This window comes from Paenibacillus sp. FSL W8-0187, assembly GCF_037969755.1.
In the GTDB taxonomy this organism is placed as follows: Bacteria; Bacillota; Bacilli; order Paenibacillales; family Paenibacillaceae; genus Paenibacillus_AQ.
The window spans coordinates 615,493-634,497 of the sequence record NZ_CP150206.1 but is presented as its reverse complement, the minus strand read 5'-3'; the positions used below and the strand labels follow the sequence as shown (position 1 = coordinate 634,497).

The 19,005-nt window shown below is 51.0% G+C and carries 16 protein-coding genes and 1 pseudogene; 5 read left to right on the top strand and 12 right to left on the bottom strand.

Translation table 11 applies throughout. The annotated features are described in order from the left end of the window. Positions 1 to 330: 330 nt before the first annotated feature. Complete coding sequence (locus MKY48_RS02770; RefSeq protein ID WP_339292251.1) at positions 331 to 1,662, bottom strand: hypothetical protein; 1,332 nt, start codon at positions 1,660 to 1,662, stop codon at positions 331 to 333. A gap of 297 nt (positions 1,663 to 1,959) precedes the next feature. Continuing rightward, positions 1,960 to 2,412 (bottom strand): SRPBCC family protein, encoded by a 453-nt coding sequence (locus MKY48_RS02765; protein WP_076322371.1) that lies wholly within the window; start codon positions 2,410 to 2,412, stop codon positions 1,960 to 1,962. A gap of 203 nt (positions 2,413 to 2,615) precedes the next feature. On the opposite strand from MKY48_RS02765, the gene MKY48_RS02760 reads away from it, so the two are divergent. Continuing rightward, the gene (locus tag MKY48_RS02760) at positions 2,616 to 3,422 is read left to right on the top strand and encodes a helix-turn-helix domain-containing protein (protein WP_339292250.1); all 807 of its coding nucleotides are present in this window, start codon (positions 2,616 to 2,618) and stop codon (positions 3,420 to 3,422) included. Between the two features lie 18 nt (positions 3,423 to 3,440). Beyond that, positions 3,441 to 3,899, top strand: a complete 459-nt coding sequence (locus MKY48_RS02755) for an SAM-dependent methyltransferase (protein WP_339292249.1) — start codon at positions 3,441 to 3,443, stop codon at positions 3,897 to 3,899. 128 nt (positions 3,900 to 4,027) lie between these two features. On the opposite strand, the gene MKY48_RS02750 is transcribed toward MKY48_RS02755, so the two are convergent. Beyond that, entirely contained in the window at positions 4,028 to 5,659 is a 1,632-nt protein-coding gene (locus MKY48_RS02750) for an ATP-binding protein (protein WP_339269866.1), read from the bottom strand. 237 nt (positions 5,660 to 5,896) lie between these two features. Here MKY48_RS02750 and MKY48_RS02745 point away from each other — a divergent pair, with 237 nt between their 5' ends. Then, positions 5,897 to 6,508, top strand: coding sequence for a hypothetical protein (locus MKY48_RS02745; protein WP_339292248.1), 612 nt, complete (start codon positions 5,897 to 5,899; stop codon positions 6,506 to 6,508). 165 nt (positions 6,509 to 6,673) lie between these two features. On the opposite strand, the gene MKY48_RS02740 is transcribed toward MKY48_RS02745, so the two are convergent. From MKY48_RS02740 to MKY48_RS02730, 3 genes are all read right to left on the bottom strand, one after another. After that, on the bottom strand, positions 6,674 to 8,134 hold the full coding sequence (locus MKY48_RS02740) for an aspartate ammonia-lyase (RefSeq protein WP_326093559.1): 1,461 nt from the start codon (positions 8,132 to 8,134) through the stop codon (positions 6,674 to 6,676). 219 nt (positions 8,135 to 8,353) lie between these two features. Next, positions 8,354 to 9,718 carry a HAMP domain-containing sensor histidine kinase gene (locus MKY48_RS02735; RefSeq protein WP_339292247.1) on the bottom strand — a complete coding sequence of 455 codons (1,365 nt, stop codon included), beginning with the start codon at positions 9,716 to 9,718 and terminating at the stop codon, positions 8,354 to 8,356. After that, entirely contained in the window at positions 9,715 to 10,434 is a 720-nt protein-coding gene (locus tag MKY48_RS02730) for a response regulator transcription factor (protein WP_076322377.1), read from the bottom strand. The genes MKY48_RS02735 and MKY48_RS02730 overlap by 4 nt, the downstream gene beginning before the upstream one ends. A 160-nt stretch (positions 10,435 to 10,594) precedes the next feature. Here MKY48_RS02730 and MKY48_RS02725 point away from each other — a divergent pair, with 160 nt between their 5' ends. Continuing rightward, positions 10,595 to 11,323: a hypothetical protein gene (locus MKY48_RS02725; protein WP_339292246.1), complete on the top strand. Its 729-nt coding sequence runs from the start codon at positions 10,595 to 10,597 to the stop codon at positions 11,321 to 11,323. Between the two features lie 103 nt (positions 11,324 to 11,426). Here MKY48_RS02725 and MKY48_RS02720 read toward each other — a convergent pair whose 3' ends face one another. Both MKY48_RS02720 and MKY48_RS02715 read right to left on the bottom strand, forming a co-directional pair. Beyond that, complete coding sequence (locus MKY48_RS02720) at positions 11,427 to 12,344, bottom strand: polysaccharide deacetylase family protein (protein ID WP_339269856.1); 918 nt, start codon at positions 12,342 to 12,344, stop codon at positions 11,427 to 11,429. Next, positions 12,316 to 13,638 (bottom strand): MFS transporter, encoded by a 1,323-nt coding sequence (locus MKY48_RS02715; protein ID WP_339292245.1) that lies wholly within the window; start codon positions 13,636 to 13,638, stop codon positions 12,316 to 12,318. Before MKY48_RS02715 ends, MKY48_RS02720 begins: the two co-directional genes overlap by 29 nt. A 214-nt stretch (positions 13,639 to 13,852) precedes the next feature. On the opposite strand from MKY48_RS02715, the pseudogene MKY48_RS02710 reads away from it, so the two are divergent. Next, positions 13,853 to 14,568 (top strand): annotated as a pseudogene (locus MKY48_RS02710) (DUF421 domain-containing protein). 49 nt (positions 14,569 to 14,617) lie between these two features. Here MKY48_RS02710 and MKY48_RS02705 read toward each other — a convergent pair. The 4 genes from MKY48_RS02705 to MKY48_RS02690 form a co-directional block, all read right to left on the bottom strand. Next, positions 14,618 to 15,649: a copper amine oxidase N-terminal domain-containing protein gene (locus MKY48_RS02705; protein ID WP_339292244.1), complete on the bottom strand. Its 1,032-nt coding sequence runs from the start codon at positions 15,647 to 15,649 to the stop codon at positions 14,618 to 14,620. A gap of 166 nt (positions 15,650 to 15,815) precedes the next feature. Beyond that, positions 15,816 to 16,415 (bottom strand): TetR/AcrR family transcriptional regulator, encoded by a 600-nt coding sequence (locus tag MKY48_RS02700; RefSeq protein WP_339269848.1) that lies wholly within the window; start codon positions 16,413 to 16,415, stop codon positions 15,816 to 15,818. A 28-nt stretch (positions 16,416 to 16,443) separates the two neighbouring features. Then, complete coding sequence (locus MKY48_RS02695; protein ID WP_215156746.1) at positions 16,444 to 17,898, bottom strand: MDR family MFS transporter; 1,455 nt, start codon at positions 17,896 to 17,898, stop codon at positions 16,444 to 16,446. Positions 17,899 to 18,178: 280 nt separating this feature from the next. Then, positions 18,179 to 18,898: a glycerophosphodiester phosphodiesterase family protein gene (locus MKY48_RS02690; RefSeq protein WP_339292243.1), complete on the bottom strand. Its 720-nt coding sequence runs from the start codon at positions 18,896 to 18,898 to the stop codon at positions 18,179 to 18,181. Positions 18,899 to 19,005: the final 107 nt, after the last annotated feature.

Sequence of the window (19,005 nt, the reverse complement as noted above, 5' to 3'; positions counted from 1 at the left end):
AAATTTATCAAGGCGGGGCCTTTGCTCCGAGAAACCTTTGCCCTCTCCATGCATCGCTTCGCCGCACACGGTAAGTACGAACGTCATTGTCAATGCACACCGGTAGGTTCAATCTGGCCTGCTGCTTTTCCGGAACTCTCCCGGCAGATAGCCTGTCATTTCGCGGAATACCTTAAAAAGTCACTTTATATCCCCGCATTGTGGAACCTGGACCGTATTCGCCATGTCGTATGGCACCATCTTGCCCTTTTCGTTCAAAACAGCGCAGAAAAAGCGCCTCCTTTCGTCGCGTAACGAAAGGGGCGCCCGTTCCAAAGCAATTTCACAGCGCTATTCCAAAAACGTAAATCTGAAAATCTGCCTTGGTCTCCCCCTCGGCACCTTCTCGATTCCGGCAATCTCGACCAAGTCGTTGTCGGTCCACAGCTGGAGCAGCCGATGTGCACTGCGGACGGTAATGTCCAGCAGGTGAGCGAGCTCGTGGACCTTGTATTCATATTTACCCGAACGGGCACGCTGGTTCAGCAGCTTGCTCAAATAGGCACTCGTCATCCCCGCGTCCTCTGCCCGCTTGATCAGCTCTGCATCTGTAAAGGACAGCACCTCCTGCACAGGGTCGGCCATCTCCAGCGGTCCTATCAGCGTTCCATCCTCCCGGACAATAAAGCAGGCGTTGCCGCCAACTTCCTTGGATTTCCGCATCGCGATGCGCGCATTGGTTCCCGCCATGCTGGCCGACTGGCCGAATCCCATGCCGATGCTGAGCGAAATACCATAGGTTTTGTTCACGTCTTTAGCCAAGGGAATCGTTTTGTAACCTCCGGTTTCCCGTTCAAAGATGCCGCGCGTCGTGAAGAACAGATACTCGTCACCGCCCAGATGGGTCAGATAGCCATCCAGCGATTCCACATAATCGAGCACCATCCGGTGAATATCCAGCTTCAGCTTCTGCACCTCGTGCTCATTATTCCGTCTTAACGCCTGGGTTCCGAAATCGTCTATATTAATCATCCCGACCACGATCTGGCCTTCCCGGCTACGGCGGGATGCCGTGGACAGCAAAGCCCGCTCGAGCGATACCACGATATCCTGATCGGAAGGCAGCAGCCATTCATTAGGGACCCCAAGCCTCGTCAGCTCATGGGCCACCGATTCTACGCCCGTGAACGCAGCAGAGCAACCGCCGGATTCATATTGAAGACGGTGAAAATCAATCAAATTCCTCTTCGGGGCATAAGCCGGTCCATCGTAAATAACAGCTTGTACAGCCGGGATACCCAGATCCCTTATCGTCCGGACCACCATCGTCTCGGTTAAAGTATCCACCGATATGCCACCAGCCAGTCTTCCCCGCTGCCCGGCATGGAACAGCGCTTTATATAAACCCGCGTCCGTGACGGGGACATAATGCACAGGGATTGTGACCTGTCCGAGCTCCTTCACCTTGCGCTGGGACAGCGGATCCGAGAGGAACAATACCTCAACCTCGCCTCCGATCCGCTCAGCCAGTGCCGGCGCTTCGTCATCATCCTGAAAAACAAGCGGCACGGGGTCAAAGGAAGGAAAGGTTTCAATGACCTTCATGATTTTATCAACGATCGTCTGGGTTCCGATAATACCGATACGAATTTGCTGGACAGGGAGTTGCCTCCGCTCCGTCATGTTTCCTTCACTCCCATCTTTCCCATTGCCGAGAAGCCGCTTATCGGCAAGCCGGCATGGATACTTAAATCATACCCGCTATCGAATATTTGGCAAGTGAAATTGGCCAGCGGGATTCATTACTTTTCAATTCCACCCCTGCTGCCTGCCACCTATAATTCCCTACAAAAAAAAGAGCCATTACGGCTCTTTAATAGGCTTTCTTTAATATATAACGAATCCATAAATCATGCGCACAGTGCGCGGTCCGGGCATGCTTGGATGCGATCGACCATATGCCGATTATTCACCATGAGGCTACCAGCCCAGATCCAGGGTCTCCCCCGTCTCCGCATAGGTCTTCAGAATGCTCATGACCATCCACCAGCTGTCCGCCGCCTTGGCGCGGGACGGATGATCCGGCGTGTATTGATCATTGACGAGCGTCAGTTTGGTACAATTCCCTACCGGCTCGAGGGTGAACGTAATCCGAGACTCCAGCTCCTCATGATTCGCGTAATACGACGGACCCGGATGTTCGGACAGACTCAGCCTCTTCTGCGGCTCATAAGCCAGAACCTTCCCATAGACATGAACCGTCTCCTCTCCGTCATTCCCCGGACCCACATAAGCGTAAGGCTCCCCGATTTCAAATGAAGATCTCAGCTCGCTCCCGAAAAAGGTGGCCCGAGTTCCCTCCGGCAAAGTTAAGACATCCCATACCTTCTCCGGCGAAGCACCGATATAGAACTCATAATGTAACGGCTCCATTTTAGTTTCCTCCTACCATCCATGAAATACGCAGTAAGACCGGCTTGTCCTCCTGTGATATGATGATGTTATCAAGAAGCTGAGATCAAAGTATTGTAAAAATGCGACAGTCTGCAACCTGTAGAATCACTTCAAGCTCAAGTCCCATACGAGGGCTAGCGGTCCATCGATTTAGATCTGCTACGGAGATATCGGAGGTGTTTATGTCCATGATTCAGCATCCTCATCAGCCCAGTCTCGGCATCTTGAACATGAAAAGAGCCGAAGAGAAGTTCCAGCTCCTGCGAGTTCCCCCATCCAGGGACCTTTCCTATTTCATCAAGCATTACTGGATCATTCATTGGGATTTAACCGATCAGGAGCCTCATCTGCAGGATGTTGTTCCTAATCCTTGCGCCAACTTGGTTGTTCAGCCTCATCGAACCGCTTTCTATGGCGTATCCAGCACCAGGCACTCCCACCATCTGGAGGGCAGAGGGCAAGTATTCGGAATCAAGTTCAGACCCGGCGGATTCTATCCGTTCGTGAACACGTCCATGGACCGTCTGACGGATTCCTCCATAGGGACCATGGAGGTTCTCCAAATCGAGCCCTATACGCTGGAGCAGCAGCTATTGACCGCAGAGGAACCGGAGCAAAAGGTTAGGTACATGGAGGAGCTTATTCGCCGCGTTCTCCCCGAAGAAGACGAACAGATCGAACGGATTCATACCATCATTAATCGGATTCATCACATCCGGGACATCATTCGGGTCGAGCAGGTTTGCGAATGGTTCCAGATGAGCCCGAGATCACTTCAGCGCCTGTTCAAGCAATACGTCGGGGTAAGCCCTAAATGGGTGATTCGCCTGTACCGGCTGCAGAATGTCGCCGAGATGCTTGAAGGCCTTGATCATCAGGATGTGCTGGAGCTGGCCATGGATATGGGTTATTATGACCAGTCGCATTTTATCCGGGATTTTAAAGCGGTGATCGGTAAAACACCGGAAGTTTATATAAAGGAACGATAACCTGAAGGAGGAAACAGCATGTATACGATACAGGCGATCGGAACGATCCATAACGAAAGAAAGGTGATTCAGGATGATTACTGGGGGGATGTTATCTCGGAGATCAAGCTGGGCAAAGAATGGGATGAATGCTCCCTGGATGGGATTGAAACGTTCAGCCACCTTGAAATCATCTATGTATTCCATCTCGTCCAGGACGACAGCATCCAGTACGCGGCGAGACATCCGCGAAATAATCCGAGCTTTCCTAAGGTCGGTATCTTCGCCCAGCGCGGCAAGAACCGCCCCAACAAGCTGGGAGCCACCATGGTGGAGTTGGTAAGCAGAGAGGGCCGGTCCGTTTTCGTGAAAGGGCTGGATGCCATAGACGGGACTCCCGTCGTTGATATCAAGCCTGTCATGGAGGAATTTTTGCCGAAGACAAAGACCAAGCAGCCCGAATGGGCTACGGACATCATGTCCCGTTACTGGGAATAATGATTGAGCAATCCATCGTACAACAAACAGCGCTGCCGCGCCCAGTCCTGTGAGGTTCAAGGACCGGCGTGGCCAGCGCTGTTTCTGTTGATCCGCATAATTCTGCATAACCTTAATCGTTAATCAGCTTAACTAGACGGGCTCTGACTCGATATCGGCAGACTTATCTCAACCGATGTTCCCCGCTCTTCCTCGCTCCGGATGACAATCCGGCCATTGTGGCTCTCCATGATCCGGTGGACGATCATAATACCAAGGCCATTGCCGTCCGGCTTGGTCGTATGAAAAGGCTCCCCAATCCGCTGAAGCACGTCATCCGTCATGCCGGAGCCGTTATCCGTAAAAATGACGCGTTGATATCCTTCCTGCACATCCAGATGAATGTGAATGTTCCCGCCATGCGGCAAGGCTTCCATCGCATTCTTCAGAATATTAAGAAATACCTGCTTAATCTGATTCCGGTCACATAGAATCGTTGCATGCTGCCCGATGCATTGGGTCATGTCGATCCCGCTAAGCTCCGCCTGAATGGCAAACAAGTGGAGCACCTCTGTCAGAATTTCACCGCAGTCCTCTAGCTTAAAAACCGCAGCCTGGGGCTTTCCCAGAATCATAAATTCCCCTACCATCAGATTAGCCCGCTCCAGCTCCGACATAATCAGGTCATAGTGCCGAAGGCAGGCGTCCTTATTCGCTAACTGGAGCATTCCCTTCACTGTGGTGAGAGGATTGCGCACTTCATGAGCGATGCTTACGGCAACCTGACCGGCAAATACCAGCTTTTCCGTATTCCGCAGCACTTCCTCCGTCCGCTTCAGCTCTGTAATATCACGAAGAAAACCTACCACCCGCATGAGCTGTCCCTCACGGTCATAAGCAGGCTGAACATCAAGTATATAGTGATTCATGTTTCCAGAAATCTCAAGCGAAAGCTCTTCTCCGATGCAGATTTGCTGCCGGTGTATCACCCGCTCATAAAACTCGCCAATCGGCTTAATTCCGAAGACCGATCGACCCACATATTGGGCTCGGTTTCGGTCGCTGCCGCCTTTGCACAGCAGGCTTAAGCTGGTTTCGTTCATCTCCAGAATTTGACCCGTTGCATCGGTAATGATTACGCCATAATGATTCGTTCCGAGGAGCACCTGATTCAGGGTTTGCAACTGCGTGTTCTGTTTGCGGGTAACCATCTCCCGTTCCAGGGAATCGGCCATCGTGCACAGCAAGGCATGCAAATGCGGGTGAACAAACTCCCTGTTCGTCATTAGAGAGATCGTTCCTATAATCGCCTTCCCATCCTCGCCGTGAAAGGGAGCCGAATAACATGCCATGCGATGAAGAATATGATGAAAATGGTCCTCTCCTATCAACGTAAATGGCCGTTCGTACCGGAGACACAGATCAATTGAGCTCGGACCGTCTACTTGGGAATAGCCGTTGCCTTCGGCAATACCCAAATACCGGGCTGTTTCTATAATGGTCGGGTCCCCTTCCATATCAAGAATGAATCCCTCGTTATCCGTAATTGTAATCACGACAGGGTTTCCTGATCCGGAGGAAAGGAACTTATTCACGAAAACTTGTATCACTTCAATGTACTCTTTATATTTTGCACGCCTTGCGGCCAATACCTCATCATTCAATCGATTCGTATGTGTTGGAACAAGCTCCGGGTCCATCCCCTTGTCTATACACTGCTGCTTAGTTTGCTGAATGATCTCCAGATCAGTTATTTCACCACATTGATTATCCAAAATCACATACCCCTTTTTATCATACTGCCACTTTAATGTAACCTAACGTTTATTCTATCACTTTTATCGGCAGATGGAGCCTGCCGGTAAACTTAATAGAAAGTGAACTGGCAGCCTTCATCTTAACATTTATGAATATATACGGGATAAGCAGAACTTTGGAAACATATTCTTTTATTCTTCTCCCGTTATGTAACTCTTTACAGGAAATATCCGTTTAGGATGTAAAGGAGATGAGAATCCATGTTCAAACCCAATATTGCTTACCTATTCCTCATGGCCGTTCTATTTCTTGTAACAGCCTGCTCGAGCAATCAAGCTGAAGCGCCGACTTCATCATCCGAACCTGCGACAACTGCAGTGATTGACCACAACAGTCCGGCGGAGAACGTATTTTCATTATATAAAGGGGAGGACATGAGTACCGAGAATAAAGTCACGAACATGCTTGCTCAATTGGAAGGCATAGACTGGGCAGAATATAACCGCCTGAGTAATAGCCAAACATTGGCGACTCTTGAGCTGCTGTATACCTACCGCTCCCTTATCACACCCGAGCATTACAGAAGCCTGTTCCTGGCAACAACAAATCTCGACGGCGCCTCTGCCGAGCAATATGCCGCCATCGCAGGAGAATTGTTTACCAAAGACACGGAAGGCGTGGTTCAAGCACTCGCTGATTTGAGTGACGATGCTAACAGGCAAAGTGTCATTTCCAGTATTGCTTACCATCTTGGTTACCAGGATGTTTCACAGGTGAAACAAGAGCTCGAACAATGGCAAACGAATAAGGGGCTGGATGATCGCGAGAAGAACGTCATCGCCTCCCTTATAGACGCACTCAACAATCCATAATACCAACACACCACCCTTATCCTGCCGGTAACATCTTGCGACCGGATTCAAACGGTTTACAAACCTTATCTATGTCATCAATTCGAGATAACCGACAACGCAAAAAAAGCCGACCAAGATCTACATCTTAGTCGGCTCTTTGTATCGATAAAACAATGGTACACCTTATTGGTTTAGCAGAAACTCTTCTCCGGCAATGCCTGGGGATGTCATATGGTAAGGGTCCAGGATGACCTGGATCTGTTCCTCTGTCAAAAGACCTTGCTCCAGAATAATCTCCTTGATGCTTTGGCCTGTCTTCTGGGCTTCCTTCACCAGTCTGGAGGCTACGTCATAACCCAGATGCGGGTTCAACGCCGTAATAATGCCGTAGCTGTTATCCACGAAGTACTTGCAGCGTTCCTTATTCGCTGTAAGATCGACCATCAGATTCTTGTAGAACACATCCATACCGTTCTTCAGAATTTTGAGGGAATGCATCAAGTTGTTCGCTGCGACCGGAACCATGACGTTAAGTTCGAATTGCCCGGCTTCGCATGCCAAACTGATCGTATGGTCATTGCCGATAACTTGAAACGACACCTGGTTCATGACCTCGGCCATCACCGGATTGACCTTGCCCGGCATAATCGACGAACCCGGTTGTCTCGCCGGTACGTTCAATTCGTTCAAGCCCGCTCTCGGGCCGGAAGCCATCAAGCGGATATCGTTGCACATTTTCGAGAAGTTCACGGCACACACTTTGAGCGCAGCCGACAATTCCATATACGCGTCGGTGTTCTGGGTGGCATCGACCAAATCTTCGGCTTGCTTCAAGGAGAAGCCTGTCTGCTCAATCAAATGCTGAACAACGCTGTGCATATAGTCAGGCGTTGCATTAAGCCCCGTACCTACGGCCGTCGCCCCCATATTAACGACTAACAAACCTTGCGCCGCCCGCTCGATGCGATTGATGTCACGCGTCAGAACATTGGCATAAGCCCCGAACTCTTGTCCGAGTCGAATCGGTACCGCATCCTGCAGATGTGTGCGCCCCATCTTGATGACATCGTCAAATTCCTTGGCCTTCTCCTGAATGCCGGCAACCAAGGTCCGGAACACCTCAAGCAGATCCTGTGTCAGACGGTAAGACGCAATGCGGATCGCCGTCGGAATGGCATCGTTCGTAGATTGCGACATATTGACATGATTATTAGGATTACAGTAGAAATACTCGGCCTTCTGTTTTCCCAAAATCTCCAGCGCTCGGTTCGCCAAGACCTCATTCATATTCATATTGATCGAAGTGCCTGCTCCGCCCTGGATGGAATCGACAATGAATTCGGAACGGAGATTGCCCGCGATGATCTCGTCTGCCGCCTCTATAATGGCACTGCCTATCTTTTTCGGCAGCAGGCCAAGCTCCATGTTCGCCAGCGCCGCGGCTTTCTTAACCTCGCCCAGTGCAGAAATCAATTCTGCATGAATGGGTACCCCGCTGATCGGAAAGTTCTCTACCGCCCTAACCGTATTAATGCCGTAATAGGCTTCTACAGGAAGCTGTTTTTCCCCCAGAAAATCTTTTTCAATTCGATACTGCATATCCATGGACAACATCACCATCGCCTTTTGATTATTTTGTATCATGCTTGTCACCTGTTATCATCCAGCTTGCCCGGATATATACAGAATTCTGCCTTCCCACGTGAAATCCTCTATAGCTTACGCGTTTTGTTAGAGAATATTGATTGATATGTGCGAATGCGCAAAAAAAGAGACTTCCTTTAAGTATAAATACCCAGAAAAAGTCCCTCTTACCCAACCAGGGTGATTCCGTCTATGGACACCGATTGGGGCACACATGAACTAGACCATGGTTGTCTTCCTATACGGAGGAAAACCTAACGAGATGACGGCTCCTCCCTCTTTCCGATTTCCCGCCGTGATCAGCCCTCCACAGCGTTCCACGATGGCGCGGGCAATCGCCAAGCCCAGGCCGGATTCCCCGTTCTTGCCCTTCACGAAACGGTGGAACAAATACGGAAGCAGCTCCTCGGATATGCCTTCGCCATCATCGGAAACGGTGAGCAATACCCGGCCATTTTGGATACCGGCTTGAATGTAGATATGCTTGCTCGCGTGCCTTGCTCCATTCGATACGATGTTCAGGAGCGCTTGCAGCAGCTTATCCCGGTCAGCATACACCATTAACGATTCGTTATCGCCGTATGAAGGATGCACGAACAGTCCTTTTTTCACCAAGACCGGATTGACTCTTTCGATCGTTTCTTCCACGAGTTCCTTCAAATTGACCGCCGTTGCCTTAAATATATCATCCTCGCTATCCAGCTTCGCAAGCAGCGTCATCTCGGTTACGATATTCTTCATGCGGCTGCTCTCACTCATAATAATATCCAGCCCTTTCCGGATCTCTTCCCCTTCGAATACCCCGTCCCGAATTCCCTCCGCATATCCGGAGATGGACATGAGCGGTGACTTCAGTTCGTGGGATGCGTTCTGGAAGAATTGCTTCTGCACATGATTGTACCGCTCCAGCTCACCCGCCATTTCGTAGACGGACTCTGCAACTGCGCCGATCTCCCCGCTTGCGGACACACGCCGGACTTCGGAGAACTGGCGCTCCTTCACCTTCTTCAATTCTTCGCGCAGATGCATAAGCGGCTTAATCAGCCTCTTGGTAATGAACAGGCTTAAGATCACCATGATCACGGCCCCTACGCCAAATACGAGCATCAAGCGCCCCAGCAGCGCCTGCTCAATGGCCTTGATTTTGCTGATCGGAGTGATCAGTGTCATCGTTCCTTGGGGAACCGCCGTCACCTCGGTGAGGAATTGACTGCTCCCCGCTGCGGATGAGTATGAAGCCACATAGTCCGGACGGATCGCCTGACTTACCATGAATTGGGCGGAGGGAGTTACCGGACTCGAGCTGACCACATTCCCTTCGTTGTCCTGGATGATCACGCCTACCTCCGCAACCTGTGCCGAGGTCAAGCCGCTAACGGCCAAAGGCGCACTCTCAATAGGAATGCTCTGGGCGGCGGCGGTTTCGAGTTTTGCCGTCAGCTCTGCCCCTATGGTCTGCATGTCCTTTCTCTGCGTACCGATAAAATGGTCCATCAGCACATAATGAATCACGACCGCGGTTACCGAGAGCACGAGTATTAGCGATAAAGCAAAAGCAAGATTGATCTGATGCACCAGCTTCATATCAACGTTTCCTCCCCATCCGTTCTCATTCGGTATCCATGTCCCCATATGGCCTCGATCGGCAGCTGCTCCACTTTCTTTCGCAGCCGTTTGATGAGATGGTCGACCGCCCGGTCGCTTCCAAAATAGTCGTCCCCCCATACGGAGGTCAGCAGTTCGTCCCTGGTAAACGCACGGTTCGGATGCTCGGCAAACACTTTTAGCATCTCGAATTCCTTGTTCGTCATATCCACTTCTTCCCCGTTCCAGAATACGCGCCGCTCCTCCAGCATTAACTGAAGCCGTCCATTGCTAAGCTCCGGGGAAGCGGCCGCAAGCCGCGGAACGCTCTCCGCCTGATTGAATTTGTACCATCGATTTAGCTGCCGTTTGATTCGGGCAACCAGCTCGCGGGGACTGAATGGCTTGACCATATAGTCGTCGCTTCCCAGCTCAAGCCCCAGTATTTTATCCACTTCGCTATCCTTGGCAGAGATCATGATGATCGGGACCTCGGCTTCCGCACGGATCCGCCGGCACAATTCGAAACCGTCCATGCCGGGCAGCATAATATCCAGCACCCACATATCCGGCGGGTTCGTTCTCCACATCTCCCACCCTTCCTCAGCCGTGCCAAGGCCCACGGTTCGATAGCCTTCCTTGCGCAAATAAGCCTCCACTAAATTTCGTATATGCTGATCATCGTCAATCACGGCGATGAGATAATTTTGGTTCATATCCATGTACCTCCGAGCTTCGTCTCCTCCCAGTATACCAAGCTCCGGGATGATGAAGGGGAATGCCATTATTTTTCCACAAATACACCAATGTTCTGCCAATGCTGATTCGTACACTGGGTACTGTAAGACAAACCAACCCGATAAGGAGTGTTATACGATGAAACACAAGCTGTTTGGTAAACTTGCCCTATCCGCTGCCCTGCTGGGATCAGCCGCCCTGCCCGTACATGCCTCTGGTGCTGATACACCAAGTGACGTACCGAGTCAAACAGGCAAAAGCGCGCCTCTTCAAACTACTGCAACCATCTCCATTCTGCCGAATCCGCTGGAATTGGCTGAGAAATACGCACCGGAAACGGTACAGGATTGGAAGGAGACGCTTGAGAAGTACGGCAAGCTTGCCGGAGCTGAGGGAGCATTCTTTTTCTCCGACGCTACAACTGCCGTTGCCGGAGAGATGAAGCCGGTTGTGGCTGAAGGCGAATTCGAGGTTTCCGTTGCTATGAAGACTTCTCCGGCAAAAGATATCCAGGAATTAATAGACAGCGGGGACATCAAGGAATTCAAAGCAACCCAGATTAAGGACGTTATCACGCCGCTTGAAGGCATAACGCTGGAAAGGGCCGAACTGGTGAATGCAGAGTCCGGTGAAGTGAAATACGACGTGATCCAAGGCGAGGCAGCAAGTTTCGCGGCAGTGAAGATCAGTGATGCAGCAAGTTTGGAAGTGAAGATCAACGAGGAGGATCTGGCGTTCATCCATGCCAAAATCGATCTCTTCAAAGCGGTGGATTCCAAGGACTCCGACTCTATCAAAAAGGCGCTGACGAAATTGCTGGACCAATACAAGGAACAGATCGCCAAGCTGGAAGCTGAAGCGAAGTAAGGTTATACGGAGCAGCATATGTCGGCGCAAGCCGATCCTACTTAAAGCACAAACAACCCTTGCCGGTGCCGCGGCAGGGGTTGTTCTTCTGTATAGGCCTATATCACGATTTTTTCGTCATGACCTTCATCAGCTTAACAGCCGAGCGCACGCGGGGCCGCTTTAAGTGCTCTTCCACATAGCGGTAATCCGTCAGGATCACTTTGGCATCCCGTAGTCCGTAAGCAAAATCGTCATCGAACAGCAGCCGATACTCCCATACCCGCTTCTCCCAATTTGGAATATTCGCCAACATCCATTCATCTTCCGCTCCTGGATGGACATAGGTTTCGCTGACTCCTTCAGGAAGTCTGTACAGCTTATCGATGAGCGATTGCTTGAAGCTGTCGTAGGTCTCTCCCTCGACAACGGGAAACGGATGGGAGAGCAGATAATCCGGGATTGGCACGCCAAACGTATCAGCAAGGCCTGAGGCGAGCGCAACCGGACGCTCGATATTCGGCAGCGAGCTGAGCAGCGGATCCTCCGGGTAGATATAGCGGAACAATCGTGCGGGGAGGCGCCAACGCGAAGTCTTCCACAGCATCTGCGGAATGAGGCTTCGCCCCGTTTCCATCCCGTACAGGCTGCCCATATGATTATCCACATGACTGATCCGAATGCCGGCCTTGCTCGCCAGCCGGTACTGCGCCTCAAGCTCTTTTAACACGGCGCCTGTCTCTGCCCCCCGTTCAAACTCCGGAACGGTCCGGTATTGATGACCGCTGGCGTCATGAAGGGAGGAGTGCCCCGTCAAGCTGCGCCATCGCAGAGCCTCAAATTCGCTCGTCAAGGTTAGATGCAGCCCCACATTGGATTGGCGTCGGCGTGCGGCCCAGGAGGCCGCCTCTTCAAAGCCGGGAGCCACGGTCATGATGGTTGCTGAGGAGACTTTGTTCTCCTCCAGCAGATGGCGAATCGCCTCATTCATGGCCTTGCTTTGCCCGAAATCGTCACAGTTGATGATCAGTCTTCGCTCCATGGTCGTGTCCGCCTCCTATAGTTTTTGAAAATTCGATTTTGGTTGCAAACGATAACAGAAAGGAAATAGCCAGCAAGCACAATGGAACGACACTGATCAAATACCTGAAGGTCGATTCCGGATCACTTCCCGGATTGTCACCGCTTTCATATCCGAATATCATGCCTACCACAAAAAATGCCAGGGCAGAGATCAATCCGCTGGAACGCGTAATAAATCCGCTGACAGCCGTATAGATCCCCTCTCTGCGCAGCCCCGTCCGCTCCGCATCCTCGTCGATGATGTTGCCGCTAACCATGGCCGGCGTTACCAGAAATCCCGCCAGACCGAACCCAACGCCGATGCCTGCCAGAATCCCGCTGATCAGATCGTAACCAAACCAGAGCGGAATGACCGAAAGGCCATACACGCCGAGCGACAACCGCCATGCTCTCACACCGTCCATTCTTCGGATCATCCAATACCAGACAAATACCAGCGGAATGACTGATACAAACACGGCTGCCAGCAGAATGGATACTTGATTGTCAGGGATGCTGAGTACGTATTTTGCATAAAATGGGATCGTCGAGCTTATCAGTCCATTTACCGTCTGGGCAAATGAATTGGAGATGTTAAACACCCAAAACTTCTTATTGCGCAAGGTTTCGCGAAACGCCTGGACGAGCTTGAGCGGCTCGCTTGCGGTGTACGCCTCCTGCTCTCGGACGCTCATCATGCAGAGAAACATGAACACGCCGAACAGCAGTGCGTACAGAATCGCCATATTCGAGAACCCCATGGCGTCATAAATAATCGGGGTCAACGCGGTACCGATCAATAGTGCCACGACCTGGTAGCCCTGTTGGATGGCCGAGGCCTTCGCCCGGATGCGGTCTCCGCGGAACAGCTCGGGGAACAGCGCTCCATAATTGACCCATAATACGGTTGCAACAGCTTCGTACAGGATAAGGGCAACCAAAAACCACATAAATAGTCCGTTCTGCGACAACCCTTCCGGCGGCGAGAACACCAGCACGAAGGTCAGCATGAACAGCGGAATGGCGCCGAACACCCACGGCCTGCGCCGTCCCAGCCGGGTATTGGTTCGATCGGACCAATACCCCATGAGCGGATTGTTAACCGCATCCCAGATCAGAAATACGGTACGTGCCAGGGATGCAAGCCCAATGCCTAGACCCAATGTATCCACGTAGAAAAAGATGTAAAAGGAGCTGAACGCCTGGCTCGGGACCATCATGGCAAACATGCCAAGCGAAAATGAATACGGCGAATTCACCCAACTGCGCTTCATCCGTTTCCCTCCATCCGTCATGGACGATTTTGTTGTACAGTATTCTGCGGATGGCACGAATATACCTGCCTATGCGAAGGCTAAGTTGATTACGCCTACGGAACCGGACAATAGCCACGATGGGATCATAGAATTGGATGAGCATACATATTTTTCATGGCATCGGCCAACCCTTCTAAATAAGACCGTAAAATTTTCTGAAAGGGTCTGTGCCATGGAACTCCTTAAAGATCTTCTGTTAGTGCTTGGAAGAATTTATACCATCTACCCGCTGCTCTTGGGCGTTACCTTATTCATGGGCCGCCGTTCCATCGGCGAGCTTCCCGTGTTTGACTACATCATCATCCTGTCGCTCGGTTCCGTGATCGGAGCAGACATCGCAGATCCAAAAATCGAACATATCCATACCGCCTTCGCGATCGTCGCCATCGGCGTGTTACAGAAGATAGCCTCTGTCCTTCATGTGAAGAGCCGGCGCATCGGCAAGTGGATACGTTCGAACCGATGATTGTCGTTAAAGACGGGCAGTTCATTTATCCGAATTTGAAAAAAGCCCGATACTCCATCGATAACATTTTGCAAATGCTGCCCGAGGAGCAGATATTTGACATAGCTGAAGTCGATATGGCGGTATTGGAGCCGAGTGGCGTCTTATCCATACTGAAAAAGATGGAGAAGACTGCCGTCACGCTGGAGGACCTGAAGTTAAAACGGCCCAATTCCGGGCTGTCTTACGCCGTCGTCAAAGAAGGACGCATTCAGACGATCACCCTCCAAAAATTAAACCTTACCGGGAAATGGCTGGAGACTCAGCTGGATTAGCGGGGAATCCCGCTCGATCAGGTGTTCTTTGCTTCACTCGATGAACAGAAGCGTTTAAACATCACCGTCTACGATAAGGAGATCCCGATCCCTCCCCTGTATCATTAATGATCCACAACAAGCCTGGCGCTGCCGCCAGGCTTGTTGTGTTCGTGACTTATTGAAGAACGATTTTAATGGCATTGCCTATCGGAGGCAGGCTCTTGGTCAGCACGGGGCTGTAATAACCGATAATCTCCGCATCGTCGGTCAATTCGGTAGCTTTCAAGGTTTTACCGTCTTTATTCACGACGACCGTCTCGGGTGTCAGATTCAGGATCACTTCGCTCGGCGATTGTTCCGTTAACCCTTTACCCTTAATCGTTACCCGTAGATTGCCGCCATCGGCATTGATGTCCGAGATGGCGCCAGCTGTAGCGAGCTGGTCCGTCTCTTCCTTGTCCAATTTAACGCTGATTTCAAATGCATAGGTCTGAGGAGGCAGGCTCATGGTCATCGCCAAGCTATGAACCGCTTCGATCTTCATCCCTTCCGCAAGATCCTTAAGCTCAATCTTCGTGCCTTCCGCATCGCGGATGATGGTGCTCTCATCCACATTCAGAACAATTCCTTCGGTTCCCGTGCCGTTAATGTGAACGGCTTTACGATCCTCATTATTAATAATTTCACTGATTGTACCACTCACGGTTTCCTTCTTAACATCTTCTTCGGACGAGATGCTCACCTTCGTGCCATCAACCGATACGTTAGCTTGGAGCACTTCGCTGAAGAAATTAGCCGGAACATAAAGCGTGCCCTTCACATTTACTGGCGCAGCGCCGAGGGACTTGTACATTTTGTTAACCGTATACTGGTCTTTCCCCGTTTGCACGAGGGTCCAGATCGGGGATCCCGGTTTAGTCAGCTCCGCAGAGCGGTCCTGTTGATTCCAGCCCAGTTCAAATCCGAGCGCCTCGGATACGCTCCGCAGCGGGATCATGACCTGCTTCGCATCGGCGTTCATATAACCGGCGCCGGCCACTTTCTTACCGTTAACCAGAACCCCATAATCAATTACAGCCGATATCACGACCGGTTGTTGTTCCTGGTTGCCTCCAGCCTGGGGTGCTGCATAAGCCGCTGCGCCACCAGAGACAGCGATGGCCGCAACCATCAATGTCGCCGCTTGCTTCTTCCATTGTTTATTCATGCTCATCATCCTTTCTAGGTGCCTTAAATTATCATGTACTACTATACTGACGGGCGTATTAGCCAAATGTTGCAATGAAATGATAAGCGAATGTGCAAGATAGTACGCAGAAAGGCCGTTCCGGGATAGACTTATCAAGTCTTCCGAAACGGCCTCTTTATCTGACTTAGCGATGGATAAATAGCGGGTCAACAAAGCTTCTGCAATATTCCTCCGCAATCTGCTCCGCGCTGTACCCCATATCACGCATGTAGAGAATGATATCCGCGCGCGGCAGAGATGCGAGCATCACAGAGGTAAACTGAGGGTCAAGCGGCATCAGTACTCCCTGCTCCGCCGCACGCTCCAGCAGGCGCTTAATCTGAAACCGTAAAAACGTGAAGGGCGGGTTCTCGCACATAATGTTCTTGGTTTCCTCCAGACGGTCAGAGGTCAGCATCACCCTTAGCCACTCCAAATCTTCATTGAAATGCAGAATGACCTTTGTCATCACCGTCCGCAGCCGATGAGCCACCGGTTCACCTTCGCTGCTCTGAAGGTAAACGTCCAGCCCCTCCATAAACCGATCGATCTTGGCTTCCATCAACGTGAAGCAAATCTTGCTCTTGCTGGGGTAACGGCGGTACAAGGTGCCTTGCCCGATCCCGGCCGTTTTCGCCACTTGATGCATGGAGACGTCCTCGACTCCGTATTTATTAAATAAAGCCTGAGCCGTATCCAAAATCTTTTGACCCAACTCGTCATTCTCTTTCGGCAATGCACGCATCCCTTTCTAATTTGAACACACGGGAACCTTATGCAGCAGACTGTTCTTCTTCAACGGGTGAAGTTGTACGTTTAACAAATAAGCCCAGTACTAAAGCGATGATTGCAAGAACAAGTCCGATGACAAAAGCATTATGAAGACCGGCAACCATGCTCTCTACCGGATTGAGATCCCCGGTTGTTTCAACGTAATTTTTAGCACCTGCTGTCATGATGCTGATAAAGAGCGCCATACCTACGGCTCCTGCTACCTGCTGCAGTGTATTCATGATGGCTGTTCCATGCGGATACAGCAAGCGCGGCAGCTGATTCAAGGCTGTAGTCTGGGCCGGCATCATAACCATCGAAATCCCTATCATCATCATAACATGAAGGAAGATGACATAACCACCGGTCCATGAAGAGTCGATGCCCGAGAACAGGAAGATGGCGACGCTCAAGAGAGCAAGACCTGGGATAATCAGAACTCTCGGTCCGAATTTATCGAACAGCTTTCCTGTAATCGGCGCCATCAATCCGTTGATGATACCGCCCGGCATCATGACCAAGCCTGCTGCAAGCGCAGTTAAGCCCAGTGCGTTCTGCAGGAACAATGGCAGCATGATCATAGTGGAGAACATGCTCATCATCAGCACCAGCATCAGCACGGTCACGAGCGAGAACATCGGAAATTTGAAGGTACGCAGATCCAGCATCGGTTCCTTCATCTTCAGTTGGCGCCATACGAAGAGCAGCAAGCTGATAGCCCCTGCCGTAATGCACCATACGACCTTCGGATCAGACCAAGTGCCTTCTCCGGCACTGCTGAATCCATATACGATACCCCCAAAACCGATAGTAGACAGAATAATCGAGATATAATCGACCTTCGGCTTAGTCAGTATCGATACGTTCTTCAGGAAAACCGCTGCAAATGCAATGGAGAACGCAGCAAGCGGAATGACCAGATAGAACAACCAGCGCCAGTTCAGCGCGTCCACGATCAAGCCGGACAGCGTCGGTCCGATCGCCGGGGCAGTCATGATGACAAGACCGATCATCCCCATGGCGGCTCCGCGATTCTGAGGCGGATAAATACTAAGTATCGTGTTCATCAGTACCGGCAGCATAAGCCCCGTTCCGACCGCTTGCAGGATACGCCCTACCAGCAGCACCCCAAATACCGGTGAAAAGCCGCAAATAATCGTACCTATAAGAAATAGCGTCATGGCGCCTATAAACATCTGTCTTGTCGTGAACCACAGCTGCAGCAGCGCCGTGACCGGCACCAAGATACCGACAACCAGCATATAGGATGTTGAAAGCCACTGCACCGTAGACTCTCCAATACCAAACTGCACCATCAAGCTTGGGAAAGCGATGTTCAGCAGTGTCTCATTCAAGATGGAAACGAACGCGCCAATAATCAGCGCGGCAACAATCGGCCCTCTCTTTATTTTGCTTAAATCAATCTTGGCCGAACTTGGCCCCACTCCCATATCCAAGAGCTTATCCTCCCTTATCTCTGTATACACGGACAATTGTCCGGTAATGCGTTTTTTATTGTAACGGACAATTGTCCGCAGGTCAACTGAAAATTTTCATTAAATTTTCAATAAAAGAAAAATCGATGCCGTCCATGGTACGAATCCGCTGGGTCATAACAGTGGACACACATAGAATTACGGGTTGTTATCTTCTTCACAAAAAAAGGATCCGCCCTACGCCGCAACTTAGGACAGATCCTTCGATTTTAGTATTCACGCACGTCGGCTTCGTGAGCCGTTACGCGTTCAGCGCAATCTTCTCTTTGTATACTCTGGCCCAGCCCTCCAGATTGTTCGTAACGATCAAGAGCTCAGGGTATTGGGCAAGAGATGCCAGTACAGCCTCATCATCCGGCGTCCAGACAATGAGCTGAACCCCCCGCTTGCGCGCTTCCTCCATAAATGAAGGGGTCACGTACACATATTTAACGGACACATAACGAGCGCCGATCTCCTCCAGGTAAGGGAATACCGATGGCGTAGCTCCATATATCACCAGGCCCAGCTCGATTTCAGGGTCCAGGGAACGTGCTCGTTCAATGGAATAATGATCAAAGGAGGTGAGGAATACCTGCTTCTCCATGCCTGTATCCTTGATCACGTCAACAACCTTTTGTTCCAGGCCGGGATAGGTATCCCCCATCTGCTTCAGCTCAATGTCAACGATCATCCGATCCTTGGCAAAGCGCAGAGCTTCCTCCAGCGTGGGAATGACCTCTCCTGAACCTGCATCCAGTTTGCGTATTTCATCCAGCGTGAAGGCATTGATTGCCCCTGTTCCGTTGGTCGTCCGGTTTACCGTTGGATCATGGATCACAACAGGCACGCCGTCCTTCGTCAGCTGGACATCCAGCTCCAGGTGCGAGAAGCCAAGCTCCAGCGCTTTCCGAAAGCCCAGCATCGTGTTCTCCGGGTATTTCAGCGGATACCCTCTATGAGCCAATCCCCGTACTTCCATGTACCATTCCCTCCAAACTTAAGTCGATTGATGGCCTCGATCACGGCCAATACCGTACGTTAACGGACTGAGTTACGTAATCGGGATGCCATTTGAAGCTCTATAGG

What these genes read in the sequence shown, in the direction of transcription:
- MKY48_RS02770 (WP_339292251.1), bottom strand. Translation starts at nt 1,662, where the DNA reads ATGACGGAGCGGAGGCAACTCCCTGTCCAGCAAATTCGTATCGGTATT.
- MKY48_RS02765 (WP_076322371.1), bottom strand. Translation starts at nt 2,412, where the DNA reads ATGGAGCCGTTACATTATGAGTTCTATATCGGTGCTTCGCCGGAGAAG.
- MKY48_RS02760 (WP_339292250.1), top strand. Translation starts at nt 2,616, where the DNA reads ATGTCCATGATTCAGCATCCTCATCAGCCCAGTCTCGGCATCTTGAAC.
- MKY48_RS02755 (WP_339292249.1), top strand. Translation starts at nt 3,441, where the DNA reads ATGTATACGATACAGGCGATCGGAACGATCCATAACGAAAGAAAGGTG.
- MKY48_RS02745 (WP_339292248.1), top strand. Translation starts at nt 5,897, where the DNA reads ATGTTCAAACCCAATATTGCTTACCTATTCCTCATGGCCGTTCTATTT.
- MKY48_RS02740 (WP_326093559.1), bottom strand. Translation starts at nt 8,134, where the DNA reads ATGATACAAAATAATCAAAAGGCGATGGTGATGTTGTCCATGGATATG.
- MKY48_RS02735 (WP_339292247.1), bottom strand. Translation starts at nt 9,718, where the DNA reads ATGAAGCTGGTGCATCAGATCAATCTTGCTTTTGCTTTATCGCTAATA.
- MKY48_RS02730 (WP_076322377.1), bottom strand. Translation starts at nt 10,434, where the DNA reads ATGAACCAAAATTATCTCATCGCCGTGATTGACGATGATCAGCATATA.
- MKY48_RS02725 (WP_339292246.1), top strand. Translation starts at nt 10,595, where the DNA reads ATGAAACACAAGCTGTTTGGTAAACTTGCCCTATCCGCTGCCCTGCTG.
- MKY48_RS02720 (WP_339269856.1), bottom strand. Translation starts at nt 12,344, where the DNA reads ATGGAGCGAAGACTGATCATCAACTGTGACGATTTCGGGCAAAGCAAG.
- MKY48_RS02715 (WP_339292245.1), bottom strand. Translation starts at nt 13,638, where the DNA reads ATGAAGCGCAGTTGGGTGAATTCGCCGTATTCATTTTCGCTTGGCATG.
- MKY48_RS02705 (WP_339292244.1), bottom strand. Translation starts at nt 15,649, where the DNA reads ATGAATAAACAATGGAAGAAGCAAGCGGCGACATTGATGGTTGCGGCC.
- MKY48_RS02700 (WP_339269848.1), bottom strand. Translation starts at nt 16,415, where the DNA reads ATGCGTGCATTGCCGAAAGAGAATGACGAGTTGGGTCAAAAGATTTTG.
- MKY48_RS02690 (WP_339292243.1), bottom strand. Translation starts at nt 18,898, where the DNA reads ATGGAAGTACGGGGATTGGCTCATAGAGGGTATCCGCTGAAATACCCG.